The sequence below is a fragment of the Serratia sp. 2C06 genome (assembly GCF_050037615.1).
Classification (GTDB): Bacteria; Pseudomonadota; Gammaproteobacteria; order Enterobacterales; family Enterobacteriaceae; genus Serratia; species Serratia ureilytica.
In genome coordinates, this window is sequence record NZ_CP188299.1 from 2,508,312 (window position 1) to 2,526,680 (window position 18,369).

The 18,369-nt window shown below is 60.1% G+C and carries 21 protein-coding genes; 10 read left to right on the forward strand and 11 right to left on the reverse strand.

Features of this window, described 5'->3' with window-relative positions:
* Nucleotides 1-95 precede the first annotated feature (95 nt).
* Nucleotides 96-2,393 (forward strand): beta-glucosidase BglX, encoded by a 2,298-nt coding sequence (bglX, locus tag ACP3TA_RS12410; protein WP_426784631.1) that lies wholly within the window; start codon nt 96-98, stop codon nt 2,391-2,393.
* Nucleotides 2,394-2,468: 75 nt separating this feature from the next.
* Complete coding sequence (locus tag ACP3TA_RS12415; protein ID WP_042783918.1) at nt 2,469-3,392, forward strand: PEP phosphonomutase; 924 nt, start codon at nt 2,469-2,471, stop codon at nt 3,390-3,392.
* Between the two features lie 55 nt (nt 3,393-3,447).
* Here ACP3TA_RS12415 and ACP3TA_RS12420 read toward each other — a convergent pair whose 3' ends face one another.
* Nucleotides 3,448-3,963, reverse strand: a complete 516-nt coding sequence (locus ACP3TA_RS12420; protein WP_089194415.1) for a hypothetical protein — start codon at nt 3,961-3,963, stop codon at nt 3,448-3,450.
* Nucleotides 3,960-4,763 (reverse strand): winged helix-turn-helix domain-containing protein, encoded by an 804-nt coding sequence (locus tag ACP3TA_RS12425; RefSeq protein ID WP_426784632.1) that lies wholly within the window; start codon nt 4,761-4,763, stop codon nt 3,960-3,962. Before ACP3TA_RS12425 ends, ACP3TA_RS12420 begins: the two co-directional genes overlap by 4 nt.
* 363 nt (nt 4,764-5,126) lie before the next feature.
* On the opposite strand from ACP3TA_RS12425, the gene ACP3TA_RS12430 reads away from it, so the two are divergent.
* The 3 genes from ACP3TA_RS12430 to ACP3TA_RS12440 are packed head-to-tail and all read left to right on the forward strand — an operon-like array spanning nt 5,127 to nt 7,201.
* Nucleotides 5,127-5,279: a hypothetical protein gene (locus ACP3TA_RS12430; RefSeq protein ID WP_154219866.1), complete on the forward strand. Its 153-nt coding sequence runs from the start codon at nt 5,127-5,129 to the stop codon at nt 5,277-5,279.
* A gap of 36 nt (nt 5,280-5,315) precedes the next feature.
* Nucleotides 5,316-6,602: an O-antigen ligase family protein gene (locus tag ACP3TA_RS12435; RefSeq protein ID WP_426784633.1), complete on the forward strand. Its 1,287-nt coding sequence runs from the start codon at nt 5,316-5,318 to the stop codon at nt 6,600-6,602.
* Complete coding sequence (locus tag ACP3TA_RS12440; protein ID WP_049866660.1) at nt 6,599-7,201, forward strand: helix-turn-helix transcriptional regulator; 603 nt, start codon at nt 6,599-6,601, stop codon at nt 7,199-7,201. Before ACP3TA_RS12435 ends, ACP3TA_RS12440 begins: the two co-directional genes overlap by 4 nt.
* 41 nt (nt 7,202-7,242) lie before the next feature.
* On the opposite strand, the gene ACP3TA_RS12445 is transcribed toward ACP3TA_RS12440, so the two are convergent.
* The gene (locus tag ACP3TA_RS12445; RefSeq protein ID WP_080273373.1) at nt 7,243-8,043 is read right to left on the reverse strand and encodes an alpha/beta fold hydrolase; all 801 of its coding nucleotides are present in this window, start codon (nt 8,041-8,043) and stop codon (nt 7,243-7,245) included.
* 238 nt (nt 8,044-8,281) lie between these two features.
* Between ACP3TA_RS12445 and ACP3TA_RS12450 the strand changes: the two genes are divergently transcribed.
* Nucleotides 8,282-9,043, forward strand: a complete 762-nt coding sequence (locus ACP3TA_RS12450; protein ID WP_033652399.1) for a CDP-diacylglycerol diphosphatase — start codon at nt 8,282-8,284, stop codon at nt 9,041-9,043.
* Nucleotides 9,044-9,084: 41 nt separating this feature from the next.
* Here ACP3TA_RS12450 and ACP3TA_RS12455 read toward each other — a convergent pair whose 3' ends face one another.
* The 7 genes from ACP3TA_RS12455 to lsrK form a co-directional block, all read right to left on the reverse strand.
* The gene (locus ACP3TA_RS12455; RefSeq protein ID WP_033642294.1) at nt 9,085-9,387 is read right to left on the reverse strand and encodes a hypothetical protein; all 303 of its coding nucleotides are present in this window, start codon (nt 9,385-9,387) and stop codon (nt 9,085-9,087) included.
* Nucleotides 9,384-10,019, reverse strand: a complete 636-nt coding sequence (locus ACP3TA_RS12460) for an AAA family ATPase (protein WP_016928620.1) — start codon at nt 10,017-10,019, stop codon at nt 9,384-9,386. Before ACP3TA_RS12460 ends, ACP3TA_RS12455 begins: the two co-directional genes overlap by 4 nt.
* Before the next feature lie 260 nt (nt 10,020-10,279).
* Nucleotides 10,280-10,621, reverse strand: a complete 342-nt coding sequence (yajD, locus tag ACP3TA_RS12465) for an HNH nuclease YajD (protein WP_004939576.1) — start codon at nt 10,619-10,621, stop codon at nt 10,280-10,282.
* Between the two features lie 54 nt (nt 10,622-10,675).
* A complete protein-coding gene (locus ACP3TA_RS12470; protein WP_033652401.1) occupies nt 10,676-11,137 on the reverse strand; it encodes a GNAT family N-acetyltransferase in 462 nt (153 codons plus the stop codon).
* 56 nt (nt 11,138-11,193) lie between these two features.
* A complete protein-coding gene (locus ACP3TA_RS12475) occupies nt 11,194-12,087 on the reverse strand; it encodes a LysR family transcriptional regulator (RefSeq protein WP_033652403.1) in 894 nt (297 codons plus the stop codon).
* A gap of 59 nt (nt 12,088-12,146) precedes the next feature.
* The gene (locus ACP3TA_RS12480; RefSeq protein ID WP_033652404.1) at nt 12,147-13,331 is read right to left on the reverse strand and encodes an MFS transporter; all 1,185 of its coding nucleotides are present in this window, start codon (nt 13,329-13,331) and stop codon (nt 12,147-12,149) included.
* Between the two features lie 219 nt (nt 13,332-13,550).
* Entirely contained in the window at nt 13,551-15,116 is a 1,566-nt protein-coding gene (gene lsrK, locus ACP3TA_RS12485; protein WP_033642298.1) for an autoinducer-2 kinase, read from the reverse strand.
* A gap of 193 nt (nt 15,117-15,309) precedes the next feature.
* Here lsrK and lsrG point away from each other — a divergent pair, with 193 nt between their 5' ends.
* The 3 genes from lsrG to ACP3TA_RS12500 all read left to right on the forward strand — a co-directional run bounded on the left by lsrG (nt 15,310) and on the right by ACP3TA_RS12500 (nt 17,272).
* Nucleotides 15,310-15,603, forward strand: coding sequence for a (4S)-4-hydroxy-5-phosphonooxypentane-2,3-dione isomerase (gene lsrG / locus ACP3TA_RS12490; RefSeq protein WP_033642299.1), 294 nt, complete (start codon nt 15,310-15,312; stop codon nt 15,601-15,603).
* Between the two features lie 87 nt (nt 15,604-15,690).
* Complete coding sequence (locus ACP3TA_RS12495; RefSeq protein WP_108680316.1) at nt 15,691-16,596, forward strand: EamA family transporter; 906 nt, start codon at nt 15,691-15,693, stop codon at nt 16,594-16,596.
* Nucleotides 16,597-16,678: 82 nt separating this feature from the next.
* Nucleotides 16,679-17,272 (forward strand): LysE family translocator, encoded by a 594-nt coding sequence (locus ACP3TA_RS12500; protein ID WP_033652405.1) that lies wholly within the window; start codon nt 16,679-16,681, stop codon nt 17,270-17,272.
* Here ACP3TA_RS12500 and ACP3TA_RS12505 read toward each other — a convergent pair.
* Complete coding sequence (locus ACP3TA_RS12505) at nt 17,248-18,075, reverse strand: AraC family transcriptional regulator (protein WP_033642302.1); 828 nt, start codon at nt 18,073-18,075, stop codon at nt 17,248-17,250. The two genes, ACP3TA_RS12500 and ACP3TA_RS12505, sit on opposite strands and share 25 nt — an antisense overlap.
* 69 nt (nt 18,076-18,144) lie before the next feature.
* On the opposite strand from ACP3TA_RS12505, the gene ACP3TA_RS12510 reads away from it, so the two are divergent.
* The gene (locus ACP3TA_RS12510) at nt 18,145-18,363 is read left to right on the forward strand and encodes a DUF7661 family protein (protein WP_033642303.1); all 219 of its coding nucleotides are present in this window, start codon (nt 18,145-18,147) and stop codon (nt 18,361-18,363) included.
* The last annotated feature ends 6 nt before the right edge of the window (nt 18,364-18,369 follow it).

Sequence of the window (18,369 nt, forward strand, 5' to 3'; positions counted from 1 at the left end):
TCCCTTGGCGATGAAACAGAGTGTGGCAAACTGTTTCTTCACTCCGATTAAACTCCGCGGCGTTGGCGGCGGAAACACGCCTGAGATAAAACAAGATGAAATGGCTTTGTGTGGTGAGTATGTTGTCCGGTCTGGCCCTCAGCCCGGCTTTTGCGCAGGAAACGCCGATAACGCAGGGCATTCACGCCCAGCAGCGCGACGCCTTCGTGTCCAACTTGATGAAGCAAATGACGCTGGAAGAGAAGATTGGCCAGCTGCGGCTGATCAGCGTCGGGCCGGATAACCCGAAAGAAGCGATCCGCGAGGGGATTCGCAAAGGGCAGATCGGTGCCATCTTCAACACCGTTACCCGGCCGGATATCCGGGTGATGCAGGATCAGGCGATGCAGCTGAGCCGCCTCAAAATCCCGTTGTTCTTTGCCTATGACGTGGTGCATGGCCAGCGCACCGTGTTCCCGATCAGCCTGGGGCTGGCGGCCAGCTTCGATCTGGAGGCCATTGCGCTCAGCGCCCGCGTGGCGGCGCAGGAGGCCAGCGATGACGGTCTGAACATGACCTTCGCGCCGATGGTCGATATCACCCGCGATCCGCGCTGGGGCCGGGTCTCCGAAGGCTTCGGCGAAGACACCTGGCTGGTCTCGAAAATCGCCAAGGTGATGGTCGACGGTTTCCAGAACGGCGATCCGGCCAAACCTGGTTCGGTGATGGCCAGCGTTAAGCACTTTGCATTGTACGGCGCCGTCGAAGGCGGCCGCGACTACAACACCGTCGACATGAGCCCGCTGCGCATGCATCAGGACTATCTGCCGCCTTACAAAGCGGCGGTGGACGCCGGCAGCGGCGGAGTGATGGTGTCGCTCAACTCGGTGAACGGCGTGCCGGCCACCGCCAACCCGTGGCTGCTGAAAGATCTGCTGCGCGAACAGTGGGGCTTTAAAGGCATCACCATCAGCGACCACGGCGCGATCAAAGAGCTGATTAAACACGGCGTGGCCGCCGACGCGCGCGACGCGGTGCGCCTGGCGATCACCTCCGGCGTCGACATGAGCATGAGCGACGAGTTCTACGACAAATACCTGCCGGGTCTGGTGAAAGACGGGCTGGTGCCTGAAAGCGATATCGACCGCGCCTGCCGCGACGTGCTGAACACCAAGTACGACATGGGGTTGTTCACCGATCCGTATGTGCATCTGGGCCCGGCGGGTTCGGATCCGCAGGACACCAACGCCGAAAGCCGTCTGCACCGCGCCGAAGCGCGGGTGGTGGCGCGCAAGACGATGGTGCTGCTGAAGAACGATAAGCAGACGCTGCCGCTGAGCAAGCAGGCGACCATCGCGCTGGTCGGGCCGATGGCCGACAGCCAGCGCGACGTGATGGGCAGTTGGTCAGCCGCCGGGGTGGTCAAGCAGTCGGTCACCCTGCGCGAGGGGCTGGAGCGGGCGGTGGGCGACAAGGCGCGCATTCTGTACGCCAAGGGCGCCAACGTTACGCAGGATAAAGGCATCATCGATTATCTTAACGAGTATGAGCCGGCGGTGGCGTTCGATACCCGTTCGCCGCAGCAGATGATCGACGAAGCGGTACAGGCGGCGAACAAGGCCGACGTGGTGGTGGCGGTGGTGGGGGAATCGCAGGGCATGGCGCACGAGGCCTCCAGCCGCGCCGACATCACGATCCCGCAGAGCCAACGCGATCTGATCGCCGCGCTGAAAGCCACCGGCAAGCCGCTGGTGCTGGTGCTGATGAACGGCCGCCCGCTGGCATTGAGCTGGGAGAGCGAGCAGGCGGACGCGATGCTGGAAACCTGGTACAGCGGCACCGAGGGCGGCAACGCGGTGGCGGACGTGCTGTTCGGCGACTACAACCCGTCGGGCAAGCTGCCGATGACCTTCCCGCGCTCGGTCGGCCAGATCCCGATGTACTACAACCACCTGAACACTGGCCGGCCGTTCGGCAAGGAGAACCCGGGCAAGTACACCTCGCGCTACTTCGATTCGCCGAACGGCCCGCTGTATCCGTTTGGTTACGGCTTGAGCTACACCACCTTCAGCCTGTCGGATCTGAAGTTATCCAGCCCGACGATGGCGCGCAACGGCAAGTTAACCGCCAGCGTCACGCTGAAGAATACCGGCAAGTACGACGGCGCCACGGTGGTGCAGCTGTATCTGCAGGACGTCACCGCGTCGGTCAGCCGCCCGGTGAAAGAGCTGCGCAACTTCAAGAAAGTGACGCTGAAGGCCGGTCAGTCGCAGCAGGTTGAGCTGCCGATTAGCGAAGACGATCTGAAGTTCTACAACGCCAGCCTGAAGTGGGGGGCGGAGCCGGGCAAATTTAACGTGTTCGTCGGCCTGGATTCCGACAACGTGCAGACGCAAAGCTTTACGCTGAAGTAACCTTTTCCCCCTCTTTCACTGCGGTGGGAGAGGGGGCATCCATCCCTTTCCGCTAACGTCACCGGAGCTTGCCTCATGAAACGCTATCTGGACTGCAGCGCCAGCGATCTGGCCGATATCGGCAAAGCCGATCTGCTCTACGCCATCCGCGCCAGCGAAGGGCGCATCTTGGTCAGCGAAACCATCGCGGTCACTCAGCCGCTGCTCAATAACGTCACCAACGCCGAACTGGCGGCCAGCCAGGGCGCCGACCTGCTGCTGTTGAACCTGTTCGACGTCGATCGTCCGCATATCGCGGGCCTGCCCGCCGACGTGCCGCCGCAGGAGGCGCTGCGCACGCTGCAGCGCCTGACCGGGCGGGTGATCGGGGTGAACCTGGAGGCCGTCGATCCGGCTTTCGCCAGCGAACATAACGACTTTTGGCAGATGACGGCGGGCCGCGCCGCCACCGCCGAGAATGCGCGCAAGCTGTATCAGCTCGGCGCGCGCATGCTGGTGCTGACCGGCAATCCGAACAACGGCGTCAGCAATCAGGCGATCGCCGCCGCGCTGAAAGCGATACGCGATGAAGTGGGCGACGAGATGGTGCTGGTGACCGGCAAAATGCACGGCGCCGGTATCGTGCGCGAAAGCGGCAGCCAACTGATCGGCGAGCAGGACATCGCGCTGTTCGTGGAGAACGGTGCGGATATCGTGCTATTGCCGGCGCCGGGCACCATTCCCGGCATGTCGCAGGAGAAAGTGGCGGCGCTGATCGCCTTTGCCCAGCGGCAGGGGGCGCTGGCGATGACAGCGATCGGCACCTCGCAAGAGGGGGCCGACGTGCAGACCGTGCGGCAGATTGCGCTGATGAGCAAAATGGCCGGCGCGGATCTGCACCATATCGGCGATACCGGCTATTTGGGGCTGGCGCTGCCGGAAAACATCTTCGCCTACAGCGTGGCGATTCGCGGCGTGCGCCACACCTACAGCCGCATGGCGCGTTCAATTAACCGCTGAAATGGCTGCCGCTTGCGGGCTTTTCTTCCGATAGGCAACACTCGCAACGCATAGCCTAATAACGCCGGCAGACAAAGGTCGGGCTTTGAAGCGTACTGACCACATACAGGTTGCCGAGTACGTGTTCGATGGCGACATGGTAGGAGATTCGGGGATCTTCCGACTGCAAAAAGGTCGCCCAAAGGGGGGCGGGAACCGTATCTCCGGCATGTTTACGGTCGGCGGCGAATCGTAGCGTGTACCCATCGCCGCCGCCATCCTCTTCAGCCGCCTCATCGCCGGGGGTGTCATACACATAGTGAAGTTCGCGGTTCAGCACATAGGTCTTTTCTTGTCGCTCGATAAAGCCATTGAGCCTGATAAAGCCAGTGCCGTTGTGGTAGAGGAAAAAATACATCTTTGCTTTTAAAACCGCGGCGGGCTCCATGGCTGGGCCATAGCGGTTGCGCGCGGTGATCTCCGCTTCGCAACGCAGTAAGGTTTTAGGATGGTGCGACAGCTGGACGACCTGGCTTGCCAGGGGCGCCATCAGCAATAACAAGCCGACGATAAAGCGTGTTTTTTTATTCATGGCGTCATACCGTCGGTGTTTTTGATCGTGCGGCACCGGCCATATTGACCGGGTTGCGCCAGATTGCAGATGGCGATGAAGGTGATCTGAAAAGGAAGGTTGGGGTTGGCGATTTTGGTGTAGAACAGATCGGCGGGCGTTGTGCCGCAGTCGGTCGCTTCAGCTTTCAAGGCAGCGGCAATTTGCGCTTGCGTTTCACGCCGGTCGTTCAGCGCGGCGGTTTCCAACGTAAACACGTTGCACTGCTCATGGCGATAAAAAAAATCGACCCTGGCGTTTTTGAACGCGTGAACCGGCCGGTTGAACCACAATAAAGCGCAGACGAGGCTAAAGCACGCAATCATCATCAATGCTGCGGCAAGGGGCGCTTTATTTGCCTGGCAGATATTCCCACGCCGTTTTAACAGCACGCCGGCCCGGGTCAACAGGTTGGGAATAACCGCTTTTTGGTTGTCCGGTGAGCGCATGTTTTCGCATGAGGTAATTTCCGCTTCAAGAATGAACCCCAGTTTGGGGATGGTAATAATGATTTGCGGATCCAGCACCAGCGACTCAAACGCTTTTCTTATCTCACTGATGCAACCATTCAGATTATTGTTTGAACCCACAAAGCCATTATCTTCCCAGACCCGCTGCATCAAATGCCTGCGGGTGAGCATCTCTTTATGATGGGTAACCAACTCTAACAACAAGCGGGTGGCAGGGTTAGATAACGGCATAAAAGATTCCCGTTCATTGATGATGAACAATGCGCGTTCGGCAGGTGAGAAAATAATCATCTGATTAATGACGTATTCCATAATGTACTGCTTGCCCTTATAGCGACGGCGAAATTTAGCGAGGACAGAGTTATCTATTATTTTTCACCCGTCAAGATGATGGCGGTTTTTTCATGTTGTGAAATTTTTGGCGAAAGTTCAAACGTACGGGTGTCGCCAGTTTTATAATATTAGGTTTTCTTTGTTTTGGTTTTTAATTCCTTATTTTTATTATTTATAGGAATTAAAAACTGTTTTTATGGTTAAATTTAATACATATATCTTGATTTTGGCTGCGGCGATACTATGGAACTCGCTGGGGAATGCGACAGGATTTTGCCGGTAATCCACGTTTAAATTGCGGGCTTTCTTTGCTTGAAGCCTGAATGGCCAAGAGGAAAAGGTATGTTTAAAAGAAACTGGACGCTTTTACGCTACAGGCGAAAGCTTTTTGAAGCTATTCAATCTGTCGGGATTGTGATGGCGATAGTTACCGGGCTGGTGTTGCTGACAGGCATTTCTTTTATTGCAATTGAAAAATGGCTAAGCCTTTTCTGATGGTTTTTCAGATAGATATTTTGGGATGAAATTATTATGTCTATTCCATGTTTAAAGTTCATGGTGATGGTCTATGTCAGCGTATTGCTTTTGTTGGGTGGCTATATTTATCACTATGATATGAACTATTTCTCGCTGACGTTTCCATATTCTCTTGTGATTGGGGTTGTGCTGTTTGCTTTATTGGGCGTCGGCGGCGCGCTCCTTTTTTTGCGAAAAGCGTGGGGGATGACCCCCGCGTGTTTTTTCTTTGCGCTGGGCGCGGTGATATTGCTGCTGCCCCTTTTTTATTCTCGTGCCGAGTGGGGCGTGCTTACCGTCGGGCGAATGGCCTGCCTGTTTGGCAGTTGGATTATTTACTTTATCCTATTGCAATATCGGGTCATGCAACACGTGCGTATTGCGTTTATCTATACGCTGGTATTAGCCGCTGCCGTGGGAGGCATTTGGCTTTTTTCCTTCCCGGCCGAGGCGGCGGCGGGCTATGCCGGCAGCGGGGGGCGTTGGCCGGATGCCGCGAGCAGTTTATTGGCGAGCGGATTATTGGCGGGATGGGGTCTGACGGTGTTGCCTCGGTTCCGCCTGTTGCGCCGAGATAACGAGCGATGGCGTATTTTACTCTTGCTGCCGCTCTTGAGCGGTTTATCCGCCGCGCTGGGCTGGGGGGCATCGCAGACCGTTTGTCTCAGCGTGCTATTGGGTGCCGCGCTGTTGACCATGATGCTTGTGCGCAGATACCCGCTGCATTGCGTGCTCGCGCTGCTGATGACGGCATTGGGATTCTGCCTGGCGATATTGGCGGATGAATTGAACGCCGGCGTTCGTTTGTCGAATGCCGCGCCGTGCTGCGATACGCTGCTTGACTCGCTGGCGCTGGTGGTAGAGCGGCCCTGGTTGGGATGGGGCTATGGCCGATTCGAGCATGGCTTTGAGCATTTACAGGCCCATGCGCTGCCCGCGGTGGCGCGGGCAGGCGCAGCGCGGCAACCCTATAATGAGCTCCTGCTGTGGTGGATAGAAGGCGGCGTCGTTGCGTTGGCGGGCATGCTGTGCCTGCTGGCGGGCGTGGCGGCACTGGTGCACCAAACATGGCGACGGGAGCGCATCGCCGCCCGCTTGCACAGCCCGGCCGCCGGGGAAGAGGCCGCGTTGGCGACGAGCGGCATTCCCTTGCTGCTGTGCGCGCAGTTTTCCTACCCGTTCGGGCTGTCGCTCATCCAATGGGCGGTTTTGACGCTGCTGCTCGTTACGTTGGATGGGCGCAGCAGGCTCAATGCCGGCCGGTTTTGCCGGTTTGTTTTCGCGCGGAGGGAAACGGCGTGAACACGGTCATCAATATCGCCTTCCTGGATATCGACCGCTTTTTTGTCGCCGGGGCGTATCGGGCGTTGAGCGACTATTTTAGTGAACGTGGCATCGAGGCGCGCTGCAGCGAGCCGATGAATGCCGACCTTGTGTTCCAGGCGATCGCCAAAGGCGACATGGCGCGTTTTTGCCATCCTCCCCATGCTCCTCACGCCCTTTATCTCGCCGTTTACGATCTCAGAGAAGCCCGCATTCGCGCCATTTCGGGGTGCCTGAGGGAAGCGGGCAGGGTGTACCGCAATGAAGGCGTCGCAAAGCTGTTGCACACGGTAGCGCGGGTGATAAAAGGCCGAACCGGCGGCGCCTGCGGTTTTTCTTGTTGCGCCTGGTGCCAGCCGTTGCCATTGACGCCGCAGGAAAAACAAGTGATGCGTTACCTGAGTTGGGAAATGACGCCGACCGCCATTGCCCGTCGGCTTCGGGTCAGCATCAAGACGGTGAGCACGCATAAACGGGCGGTGATGAGAAAGATGCATTTCCAGCGCGATGCGGAGCTTTACCGCTGGTTGCGTCTGGGGGGATTCGGTCAGGGAAATGGCGATAGCCACGTCGTCTGAGCGATGGCATGGCAGGTCCGGGCCTGGCGGCCCGGAGCGACTTACCAAAACAGCGGCGTGGTGCTTTCGGCCAGAAACGCCAGCAGCGTTTCATTGACCGCCGCCGGATTTTCCTTGTTGCTGATATGCCCGGCGTTGGGGATCAGCACATGTCGGCAGCCGAGAAGATCCGCCATGCGCTGGCCTTCCGCCGGCGGGCGCGGCTTATCCTGCGCGCCGGTGATGACGATGCTGGCGGCGGTGATGTGTTCCAGCAGCGCCAGCTTGTCGGGACGGCCGAAGATCATCCGGCCCAGCGGCACGATGCTTTCGCGCAGGCGCTCGGCGGGCAGGCTTTGCAGATGGGCCAGCAACGGCTGCGACAGCGCAGCGGGCACTTCGTCGGAATAGAACTGCGCGGCGATATATTCCAGCAGCGGCGACGTGATGGCGCCGGCCTGTTCCACGGCGGCCAGCATGCCCATATAGCGCTGCCGCGCCTCTGGAGTTTCGTCGCCCAGGTAGCTGTCCAGCAGCGCCAGCACTTTCACCCGCTCCGGCGCCAGCGCCGCCAGTTCGGCGCCCCACATGCCGCCGACGGACAGGCCGACGATGCCGAACTCTTCAATATCCAAATGATCCATCAGCGCCAAATGATCGGCGGCGATATCCGACAGGCTGTTTCGCCCGGGTGGCAGCGCCGGTGAATCGCCGTGGCCCCAGAGATCCGGTACGATCAGGCGGTAGCGTTTAGCCAGCGCTTCGAACTGCGGCGCCCACATATTCAGATCGAACAGATAGCTGTGGCCCAGCAGCAATGGAAAGCCTGAACCTACGTCGAGATAATGCAGGGATTTGCCCATCGTTGGCATCTTATCGGTTCCTTATATAAAAAGAGTCCCGGCTGCTTATATCACACTCATATTCAACCCACGGTATTAATTTACCTTAAATTACTCAGGTGGAGGCTTATTTTTAATTATCCATTGCTAACAAGACGTCAATAAAAGGTGACATTAAGGATAATATTCTGGTCGATGCCGGAGCCTTGGTTTATGCTGGCGCTCCTTTCGGTATGGAATAGATAAACAGGGAGTCGCGATGAAAAGACTTTTCAGACTATTAATTATTTTGCTTGTCATTTTGCTGCTGGCGGCGGTGCTGTGGTGGTTCTTCGGGCGCGGCAATCCGAATGCGCTGTGGCAGATAGTCAGCCAACAGTGCGTGCCCAATCAGCAGCAGAACCACGATCCTGCGCCCTGCTTAAAGGTGGATTTAACCGAGGGATATGTGCTGTTTAAGGACAGCAAGGGCCCTTACCACGATCTGGTGATGCCGACCGAAAAGGTCAGCGGCATCGAGAGCCCGATATTGCAAGCGGATCGAACGCCGCCTTATTTCGCCCAGGCCTGGAATAACCGCGAACATATATCCAGCGAGCTGGGTAAACCGTTAAAAGACGCATGGGTTTCTCTGGCGGTCAATTCGAAATATGGCCGCTCTCAAAATCAGTTGCATATTCACGTTGCCTGCTTGCGCCAGGATGTCTATAACGCGCTGGGGGAACAGGCTGAGCAATTAGATCAACAGTGGCGGCCGCTGGCGGTGAAATTGGTCGGCCATCAATATCTGGCCAGAAAATTGGCGGGCACCGATTTAACCCAGGAAGATCCTTTCCGCTTGTTGCAAAACTACGTGGTCGAGCAGGGCGACAGCATCGGCAATTACGGCCTGGCGCTGGCGGTCAGCCCGCAGGGCGAGATGCTGCTGTTGGCAAACCGTTTGAAGTTGACCGATCTCAACCTGGGGTCGGCCGGTGAAATTCAGGACTACCGGTGCGAGGTCGCGGGGAACTCTAGATGATAACGGCCCGCCGGCTCGATCAGCCGGCGGCTGCCGTGCGGTCAGAGCTTTTTCAGCAGCGCTAGCAGTTGCGCTTCGCTTTTCTCCGCCAATCCGTCGATCGCCAGTTTGATGATGTCGGAGCGGGTGATACGCACGATGCCGTTGCGCGCCGCCTGCACGATCACTTCATCGATAGCCTCAATGTGGTTGTCCGTCAGGCTGACGGAAATCGCCTTATAAGTACGCTTGCGGCCGGCCGGCTTGGCTTCCGGCGCGGGAGCCGCAACCGGCAACGTATGCGAGGTGGCGCTGTTGATGAATTCGTCTTCCGACATGCGGTGGGTGGGGGTGCGTTTCTTCACAGGATCACCTCTTTCACCAGGCATTCAATTTCGGTCTGCGCCTTTTCATTGTTCGCTTCGTGCACGGTGATGGCTTCACCCCAGGCGTCGCGGTAAATCTTGCGGTCGCACAGGCGATTGCTCACCAGGGTGAACTCCGGGTATTCACTCAGCACCTGCGCCGCTTCGTTGGCTTCATTAATGAAGATATTGGTCGGGCACATGTTCAATACGATGTAGCCTTTGACCTTCTCGTTGTATTCCTGCGCGGTGGAGAACATCTCCGACAGATAGCCGATGGTGTCGAGATCCATCTGCGAAGGGCGCAGCGGCGAGAGGAACAGATCGGCGGCCAGCAGGCCGGAGCGCAGTTCGGCGCTGTCGCGGCCGGCGGTATCGACGATCACGTAGTCGTAATGGCGATCGAGCTCCAGCAGCGTTTCCTTGATTTTACCCGACGCGGCCACCACCGGAATGTGCGGCAGCCCCTCGACGTTCTGACGGTCGTTGTACCAGGTCATGATCGATTTCTGGTCGTCGGCATCGACGATGATCGCCGTCTTGCCTTGCTTAAGAATCAGATACCCGGCGATATTCACTGCTTTCGTCGATTTGCCGACGCCGCCTTTTTGCGAGCCAATCAGAACAATCATGCTGCCATCTCTCAAGTTATTAAGCAGGTAACTTATTAAGTTAATGTGCTTATTAGGTTGATAATCAAACAGGTTAACAAGAACAATATGCACCAACTGCGGCGGCTTGCCAAGCCAGTATGTTGTTAACTGCGCAGCTTATTTTGCGGTGAATGGACCGGATGGGTAAGTAGGAATTCTCTGGGAAGTGGCGGAACGGAAGCGCCTTTTGTTAGTTTAACAGCTTAATAAGTTAGTGGCTCATTAAGCTGTCGATGGCGTTACTTCTTCATCATCGCCTTCAGGTTGGCGAACGGGTTGTGGGTGGCGACGCCGATATCTTTTTGCGCATCTTCACCGGCCACCACCGTCGAACCGTATTGATCGGCCTCGGTGTATTTCGAGTGTTCGTGGTCGTGGCAATACAGACACAACATTTCCCAGTTGCTGCCGTCTTCCGGGTTGTTGCTGTGATCGTGATCGATGTGGTGCACCGTCAGCTCGCGCAGGTTGGAATAAACGAATTCGCGCGAGCAGCGCCCGCATACCCAGGGGAACAGTTTCAGCGCTTTTTCGCGGTAGCCGGTTTCCAGCTTCGCATAGTTTTTGGGGATATAGGCCATGGTGGTCGTCCGTCGGAAATCAATATGCGGCCAATAATACCACAGTGCGTGCGGCTACAACGTGCGGCTCATCACCGTGACGGTTTCACCGGCGACCTGGCGTTGCTCCAGAGGGCGCCAGCCGAGTTTCTGATACAGCGTCTGCTGGTCGGGCGTATACAGATACAGTTCGCTGATGCCCTGGATTCGGCCGTGCTCGATGCAGCGCGCGATCAGGTTGCGGGCAATGCCTTGGCCGCGGTGCTGCGGGTGGGTAAAGACTTCGCTCAGCCAGTATTGGCGCTCCGGTTTATCTGTCAATTCATATAGCGTCAAACTGGCGGTGCCGACGATCTGTTGCTGTGGCGACAGCGCCAGCAACACGACGCCTTGGCTCTCGGGTGCGCAGCGTTCAGCCAGCCGCCGGCTGATGGTATCGCGGCTGCTCCACTGCGCAAAGGCGCCCCATTCCTGGTGCAGCAACGCGGCCAGTTCCTCAATGCGCCGGCGATGGGCGAGCAGCGGTTCGATATGCATGATGTGCCTATTTTTTTTAAAGTCGGGAAAAAAGCCGCTCCTGCCTAAGCGGCCGGTTAATGAAACGTCTCCACCGCCCAGTCGATGAACGCCCGCAGCTTGCCGCTGAGGTGGCGATTGGACGGGTAGACCACGTACATCTGCTCCGGCGGCGGCTGCCAGTCGTGCAGCAGGCTGACCAGTTCGCCGCGCTCGAGGTGCGGCTGCGCCATAAACCGATAGATCTGGATGATGCCCAAGCCGGCCAGGCTCGCCGCCAGCAGCGCGTTGCCTTCATTGATGCTGACCGGGTAGCGCTGTTGGATGGCGATCTCTTTGCCGCGCTCGACATAGCGTTGCGGATGGATGCGGTCGTTGACCGGATGGCGGTAGTGCACCATCGGAAAACCCTGTTCCAGATCGCACGGATGGCGCGGGGTGCCGTGGCGCGCCAGATAGGCCGGGGTGGCGCAGCTGACCCAGTCCAGATCGAACAGACGCCGGGCGATCAGGCTGGAATCGGCCAACGGACCGCTGCGGATCACGCAGTCAGCGCTGTCGCTGATCAAATCGATAACGCGATCGCCGATGCTGAGATCGATCTGGATTTGCGGGTAGCGTTCCAAAAAGCCGGGCAGCGCCGGCAACAGCAGTTGGCGGGCGGTGCCGCTGCCGGTATCGATGCGCAGCACGCCCTGCGGAGAATTCTGCGACTCGGTCAGACAGCCCTCCATCTGCTCCAAATCCGCCAGCCATTTCACCGTATTCTGGTAATAGCATTCGCCTTCGCGGGTGACCGACACGCTGCGGGTGGTGCGCTGGAACAGTTTGGTCTGCAGGTGATCCTCCAGATTTTGGATCAGCTTGGTGACCGTCGCTTTCGGCATGCCCAGCGAATCGGCGGCGCGGGTAAAGCCGCCGGTTTCCACGACGCGGTTAAAGACCCGGATAGCGAGCAAATGATGGTCCATAGGTTCTCAACGCCATGCCCCGGCGGTGGCCGGGGCATGTTTCTGCAGATAGATAATGATTAACACTGTTTAGCGCCAATCGCGCCGGAGCGCAAGCTGAGGCCAAATACCAGCGTGGCGGAGAGGATCAGCGCGCCGCCAAACAGCATGGCGCTGCTGACGCCCTGCCAGTCCACCACCTCGCCGCCCAGCAGTGCGCCGGAGGCCAGCGCGATCTGGATGACGCACACCAACAGCGCCTGACCGGCTTCCGGCGCCTGCGGCACGGCGGCGAACATCCAGTTGGTGGCGCAGACCGGCACGGCGCCAAAGGCCAGCCCCCATACCAGCACCATCAAAGTGGCGCCGGCGAGGCCGCTGAGCAGCGGCGAAACGATCAAAATGCCCGCCAGCATGGCGGCGATCAGTATGAAGGTGGCGCGCAGGCTGTGTTCCGCCAGACGCTCGCCGAGAAAGGTGCCCAGCAGGCCGATGGCGCCATAGGCCAACAGCTGCAGCGAGATCGCCGATGGGCTGAGCACGAACACCTGCTGCAGCAGGGGCCGCAGATAGGTATAGGCGGCGAAGTGGCCGATGAACAACAGCACGATGGCGATCAGGCCGATGCGCGCCATCGGCAGGCGCAGCGGCAGCACCAGATCGCGCGGCGTGACCGGTCGGGAAGGCGGTACCGACGTGAGCAAACGCAGCTGCGCCAACAGTACGCCGACTGCCAGCGCCGCACCGCCGAAGAAGGCGGCGCGCCAGCCGAACAGATCGCCGATCAGCGCCCCGGCCGGCACGCCGCATACCGCGCCGACCGAGATGCCGCTGAGGATCAGCGCAGTGGCGCGGCCCTGGCTGGCTTCCGGCACCAGATGGCGGCCGTAGTTGGCGGCGAACGACCAGAAGCCGCCGACGCAGATGCCCAGCAGCACGCGGCCCAGCAGCATCATCGGGAAGTTGACGGCCAGCGCCGCCACCAGGTTGGACACCATCAGCAGCAACGACAGCCCCAGCATCAGCAGGCGTCTGTCCAGCCGGCCGGAAGCCAGACTCAATACCGGCGCGGCCACCGCCGCCACGATGCCGGGCATGGTCACCATCAGCCCGGCGGTGCCGGTGCTGACGCCGAGCGAAGGGGCGATGTTGGTCAGCAGGCCGATCGGCAAAAACTCGGTGGTGACCATGACAAAACAGGCGACCGTCAGCGAGAAGATCGCCGGCCACGGGGATGATGCAGGGTTATCTTTATTATTCAGCATAATGCCGCTCTTCTCAGGTGAATGCGCAGGCCGCGCTCGGGGCGCGGCGTGATCAAAGTCACAATCTACGGCAGGCTGAAGGCGCAGATAAATCCATCTGCGGTGGTTACACTGTTTCTGAGGGGGAACAATGACGGCAGCGAGTTAAAACGCGGCTTGCGCCGCGCCGAGGGGAAAGGAATAAAACGGTATAAGGTTATGACCGGGCCGCGCGCGGCGCTAGAGCCCCGGCGCTTTCCACAATGAGGTGGTCAGGCCGCTATCCACCAGCGTCAGCTGATCGGCGTAAATCCGCCGCCAGTTTTCTTTCTGTTCCTGATACCGCGCATGGTTGGTGAGATCCGGCTGATGCTCGCGCTCCCAGCGCACCAGCTGCTCGCCGGTTTCGGCCAGCGACGCGTAAAGCCCGGCGCCGACCCCGGCGGCGATCGCGCAGCCCAGCGCGGTGGCTTCTTTCACCACCGGCACCCGCACCGTCAGGCCGGTGACGTCGCTGAGGATCTGGCTCCACAGTTTGCCCTTCGCACCGCCGCCGGCGAACACCAGCGAGCGGGCCTGCACGCCGGAGAAGGCGGCGATCTGCTCCAGATTACAGGCTGAGACGATGGCGGCATTCTCCTCCAGCGCGCGGAACAACGTCTGTTTGTTGCAGCGTTCAGGATCGATAGACATGTTGATGAATGACGGCGCCGCGTGATACCAGGTTTTGAAATGCATGGCGTCGGAAAAGATCGGCATCACGCCGTAGGCGCCCGGCGGCACCCTGGCCGCCATCTCTTCCAGCAGGCTGTAAGCGTCGATCCCCAGTCGCTCCGCCAGCAGTTTCTCTTCGGCGCAGAAAGCGTCGCGGAACCAGCGCATGGTCAGGCCGGTAAAGAAGCTGATGGATTCCGCCTGCGCCATGCCGGGAATGACATGAGGGTTAATGCGGATGTTCATTTCCGGATCGATGGCCGGTTCCGGCAGGTTGACGATTTGCTGCCAGAAGGTGCCGCCGAGCACCGCCGTCTGCCCGGCGCGCACGATGCCGAGCCCCAGGCTGCCGAGCTGCACGTCGCCGCCGCCCATCACCACCGGGGTGCCGCGCAGCAGCCCGCTCTCCTGCGCCGCCTGTTCGGTGACGCGCCCCAGCACGACGCCGGTCTCTTTCACCGGCGACAGAATATCGGCGCGCAGCCCGGCCATATCGAGCAGCGCCGGCCGCCAGTCGCGGCTGGTCAGATCCAGCATGCCGGTAGTGCCGGCGTTGGAAGGATCGACCGCCAGCTCGCCGCTCAGCATGTAGGCCAGCCAGTCGCTGATCATGGTCAGCGTCGCCGCCTGGCGATAGATGTCCGGCCGGTGGTGCGCCAGCCACAGCAGGCGCGGCATGGCGCTCAGCGCCAGCGTCTGGCCGGAGTACTGGTAGACCTCACGTTCGAAGCCGTGGTTGTGCAACTCTTTCAGTTCGCTGACTTCATGGCTAGCGCGCGCATCGACATTGGCGCAGGCCCAGATCGGCACGCCGTTGCGATCGTACAGAACGATGCCTTCACGCATCGAGCAGCAGGCTACCGCACGGATCGCCTGCGCGCTCAGCCCCGCGCGCTGCAACGCCTGGCGGATGCACTGGCAGGCCAACTGCCAGTTGCGGTTGAGATCGAATTCCATCGAGCCGGGTACGCCCGGCACCGCGAGGTGTTGCCACTCGGCCTGGCCGTGCGCGATCTGATTGCCCGCCAGATCGAAGATCACCGCGCGGATGCTGCCTGTTCCTGCGTCCAGCGCCATCAAGTAGTTATCCATAGCCTATGCTCTCAGGGGGAGGAATAGTAACTATAGATGCCGCCGTCTTCCCTCGCCGGGGGCGGGGTGGGCATCGCCGGTGCGATTTGTGAGCCAGGCGGCAAAATTGCCGTTGCGGCAGGGCAATCGACGGGAATAAACCTATGGTTGGAAAGCGCCATGCTGCGGCGCGCCGTTTAAACAAGGAGCTGTCATGCACGTCACATTGGTAGAGATCAACGTTAAACAGGATAAGATCGACGAATTTATCGACGTTTTCCGCGCCAATCATCTGGGGGCGATCGAAGAGCCGGGCAACCTGCGTTTCGACGTGTTGCAGGATGAGCATATTCCGACGCGGTTTTATATCTACGAAGCCTATCGCGACGAGCAGGCGGTGGCGGCGCATAAGCAGACCCCGCACTATCTGCAGTGCGTGGAGAAGCTGGAAGCGCTGATGACCGGCCCGCGCAAGAAAACCACCTTCATCGGCCTGATGCCGGAATAAACGCCGGCGTTTGCCGGTGTCCATGCGCCCGGTTTGGTTGTAACCTGCAAGGCAAAGCGAATTTTCAATGGGATAAGCGGGGCGAGGATGACATTGCGCGATCGGCTGTTGGCGCTGTTGGTGGTGGTGATCTGGGGCGTGAATTTCGTGGTAATCAAGTTCGGCCTGCAGGGGATGCCGCCGTTCCTGTTGGCCGGGATGCGTTTTTTACTGGTGGCGTTGCCGGCGATCTTCTTTATCCCGCGCCCGACCATCCCGTGGAAATGGCTGTTGCTCTACGGCATGACCATGAGCTTCGCGCAGTTTGCCTTTCTGTTTGTCGCCATCAAGGTGGGCATGCCGGCGGGGCTGGCCTCGCTGGTGTTGCAGGCGCAGGTGTTCTTCACCCTGCTGTTGGGTGTCGTGCTGATGGGCGAAAAGCTGCGCGTCAATCATTTCGTCGGCATCGCCATCGCCAGCGGCGGCATGCTGGCGCTGGCGCAGGCCAGCCTGCATAAACCGGGCAGCGGCGCGGTCCCCCTGGCGGGCCTGTTGCTGACCCTGGCGGCGGCGTTCTCCTGGGCGCTGGGCAACCTGACCAACAAGAAGATCCTGGCCGGTTTCCCGCAGCGCAACATTTTGTCGCTGGTGGTGTGGAGCGCGCCGATCCCGGTACTGCCGTTCCTGATTTGCAGCTGGCTGTTCGACGGCCCGCAGGCGGTGCTGGCCAGCCTGAGCCATGTGCAGGTCGGCACCTGGCTGGCGGTTGCCTATCTGGCGTTCGCCGCCACGCTGTTCGGTTATTCGGTGTGGGGCAGCCTGCTGGGGCGCTACGAAACCTGGCGCGTCGCGCCGCTGACGCTGCTGGTGCCGCTGATCGGGCTGTTCGCCGCCTGGCTGCTGCTGGACGAAGCGCTGTCGCCGGCACAGTTCGGCGGCGCGTTGCTGGTGCTGGCTGGCATGGCGGTCAATACCTTCGGGTTGCCGCGCCGACGGGCCGTCGCGGTGCGCTAAACCTAACAGGGCAATTCTGTTCAATACGTTGTCGGCGCGGCCCGGCATTCTGGCGCCTGTGAATTTTTCCTCAGGTGCCCTCATGAATAATATCTACCTTTCCATGGCCGCATTTGCGCTGGCGGCCTCCATCACGCCCGGCCCGGTCAACATCGTCGCATTGAGCGCCGGGGCGCAGTTCGGCTTTGGCGCGACCCAGCGTCACGTGTTCGGCGCCACGCTGGGGTTTACCCTGTTGCTGGTGCTGCTGGGTTTGGGCATGCACCAACTGCTGATCCTGTGGCCGGCGTTGACCCGCTTGATCCAGTGGGCCGGCGTGGCCTTCCTGCTGTTTATGGCCTACCGGCTGGCGTTTGACGACGGCAGGCTGGGCAACGGCGCGGCGCAGGCGCCTTCCTGTTGGTACGGCGCGCTGATGCAATGGCTGAACCCCAAGGCGTGGCTGGCGTCGGTGGCCAGCCTCGGGGCGTTTGTCGGCGACGGCGACATCCGGTTGCTGTGGCAGTTCGCCGGGCTCTACTTCGTGATTTGCTATGCTTCGGTGGCCTGCTGGGCTTACGTTGGCGCGATGTTGCGCGGCCTGCTCAGGCAGGCGCGCAACGTACAGCGTTTCAATCGCGTGATGGCGGCGTTGCTGGCGGCCAGCGCCTGCTATCTGTTGGCGGAGGGTTTTTGATACTGGCCGGGCGTCGCGGCCAGCAACTGTTTGAAGGTGCGCTGGAAGTGCGCCTGATCGGCAAAGCCGCTTTCGCTGGCGGCCGCGGCGATCGGCAGGCCGCTTTTCAACAGCCGATGGCCGTGCTGCACGCGGCGATTGACCAGATAGGCGTGCGGCGTCATGCCGTAGCGCTGGCGGAAGGCGCGGATCAGGTAGGAGGGCGAGAGCGCGGCGGCGTGGCAAATGTCTTCCAGCGTCAGCGACTGAGTGCAGTGCGCGTCGATAAACGCCGCCGCCGCTTCCAGTCGGGGGTGCGGCGGCGTCTCCGGCTGGCGGCCGCTGCCCAGCGCGAGCTGCAGGGCGCTGAAATACTCCACCAGGGCGATCTGTTTTTCCAGCGCGCCGCACTGCGCGTTCGTCAGCAGCGCGTACAGTTGGTTCAGCCCGTTGAACAGCGCCGGATCGCGGCTGAGCGGCCGGCTGAAGGGGACAAAGCGGTCGCCGTCGCCGCCCATCATTTCCTGTTGCAGCGCGCCGAGCCAGGCGAGATCGAGATAGAACATGATGTATGACCAACGGCGGTCGGCGATCGGGTTGCAGGCATGCGCCTGCTGCGGATTGATGATCACCACATCGCCGGCGCCGACCTGCATGCGCCGCTCGCCGTTGACATAGGTGCTGACGCCGCCGGTGATGGCGCCGATGGAAAAGAATTCGTGGCTGTGCAGGCTGTAGCACACTTTGCGGCCATCATTGATGGCGCGCGCTTCGACAAAAGGCAACTGCGGGTCGCGCCAGAACTGGGGCGTTTTTTCACTCATGCGCTTTCCTTTTCACTGCGGCGGCATCACAGTGTTATAGCCTGAAAGCGACGAAAAGGGGAATGGCGGATGATGATTTTTAACGTGTTCGGCCGCCTGGTAGGCGTGAAGCGTATCGGGGACGAATGGCGGCTGTTCCGCGTGACGCTGCCGGAGCGCAAATATGCCCCCAGCTACGATATCGTGTTGCCGGCGGATCTGCGCGAAGAGGAGATCGCCGGCTATCTGGGGGATATCTATCACGAAGCCGCGACCCCGCAGCGGCCGGACGTGTTTCGCGTCGAGTAGCGCGGG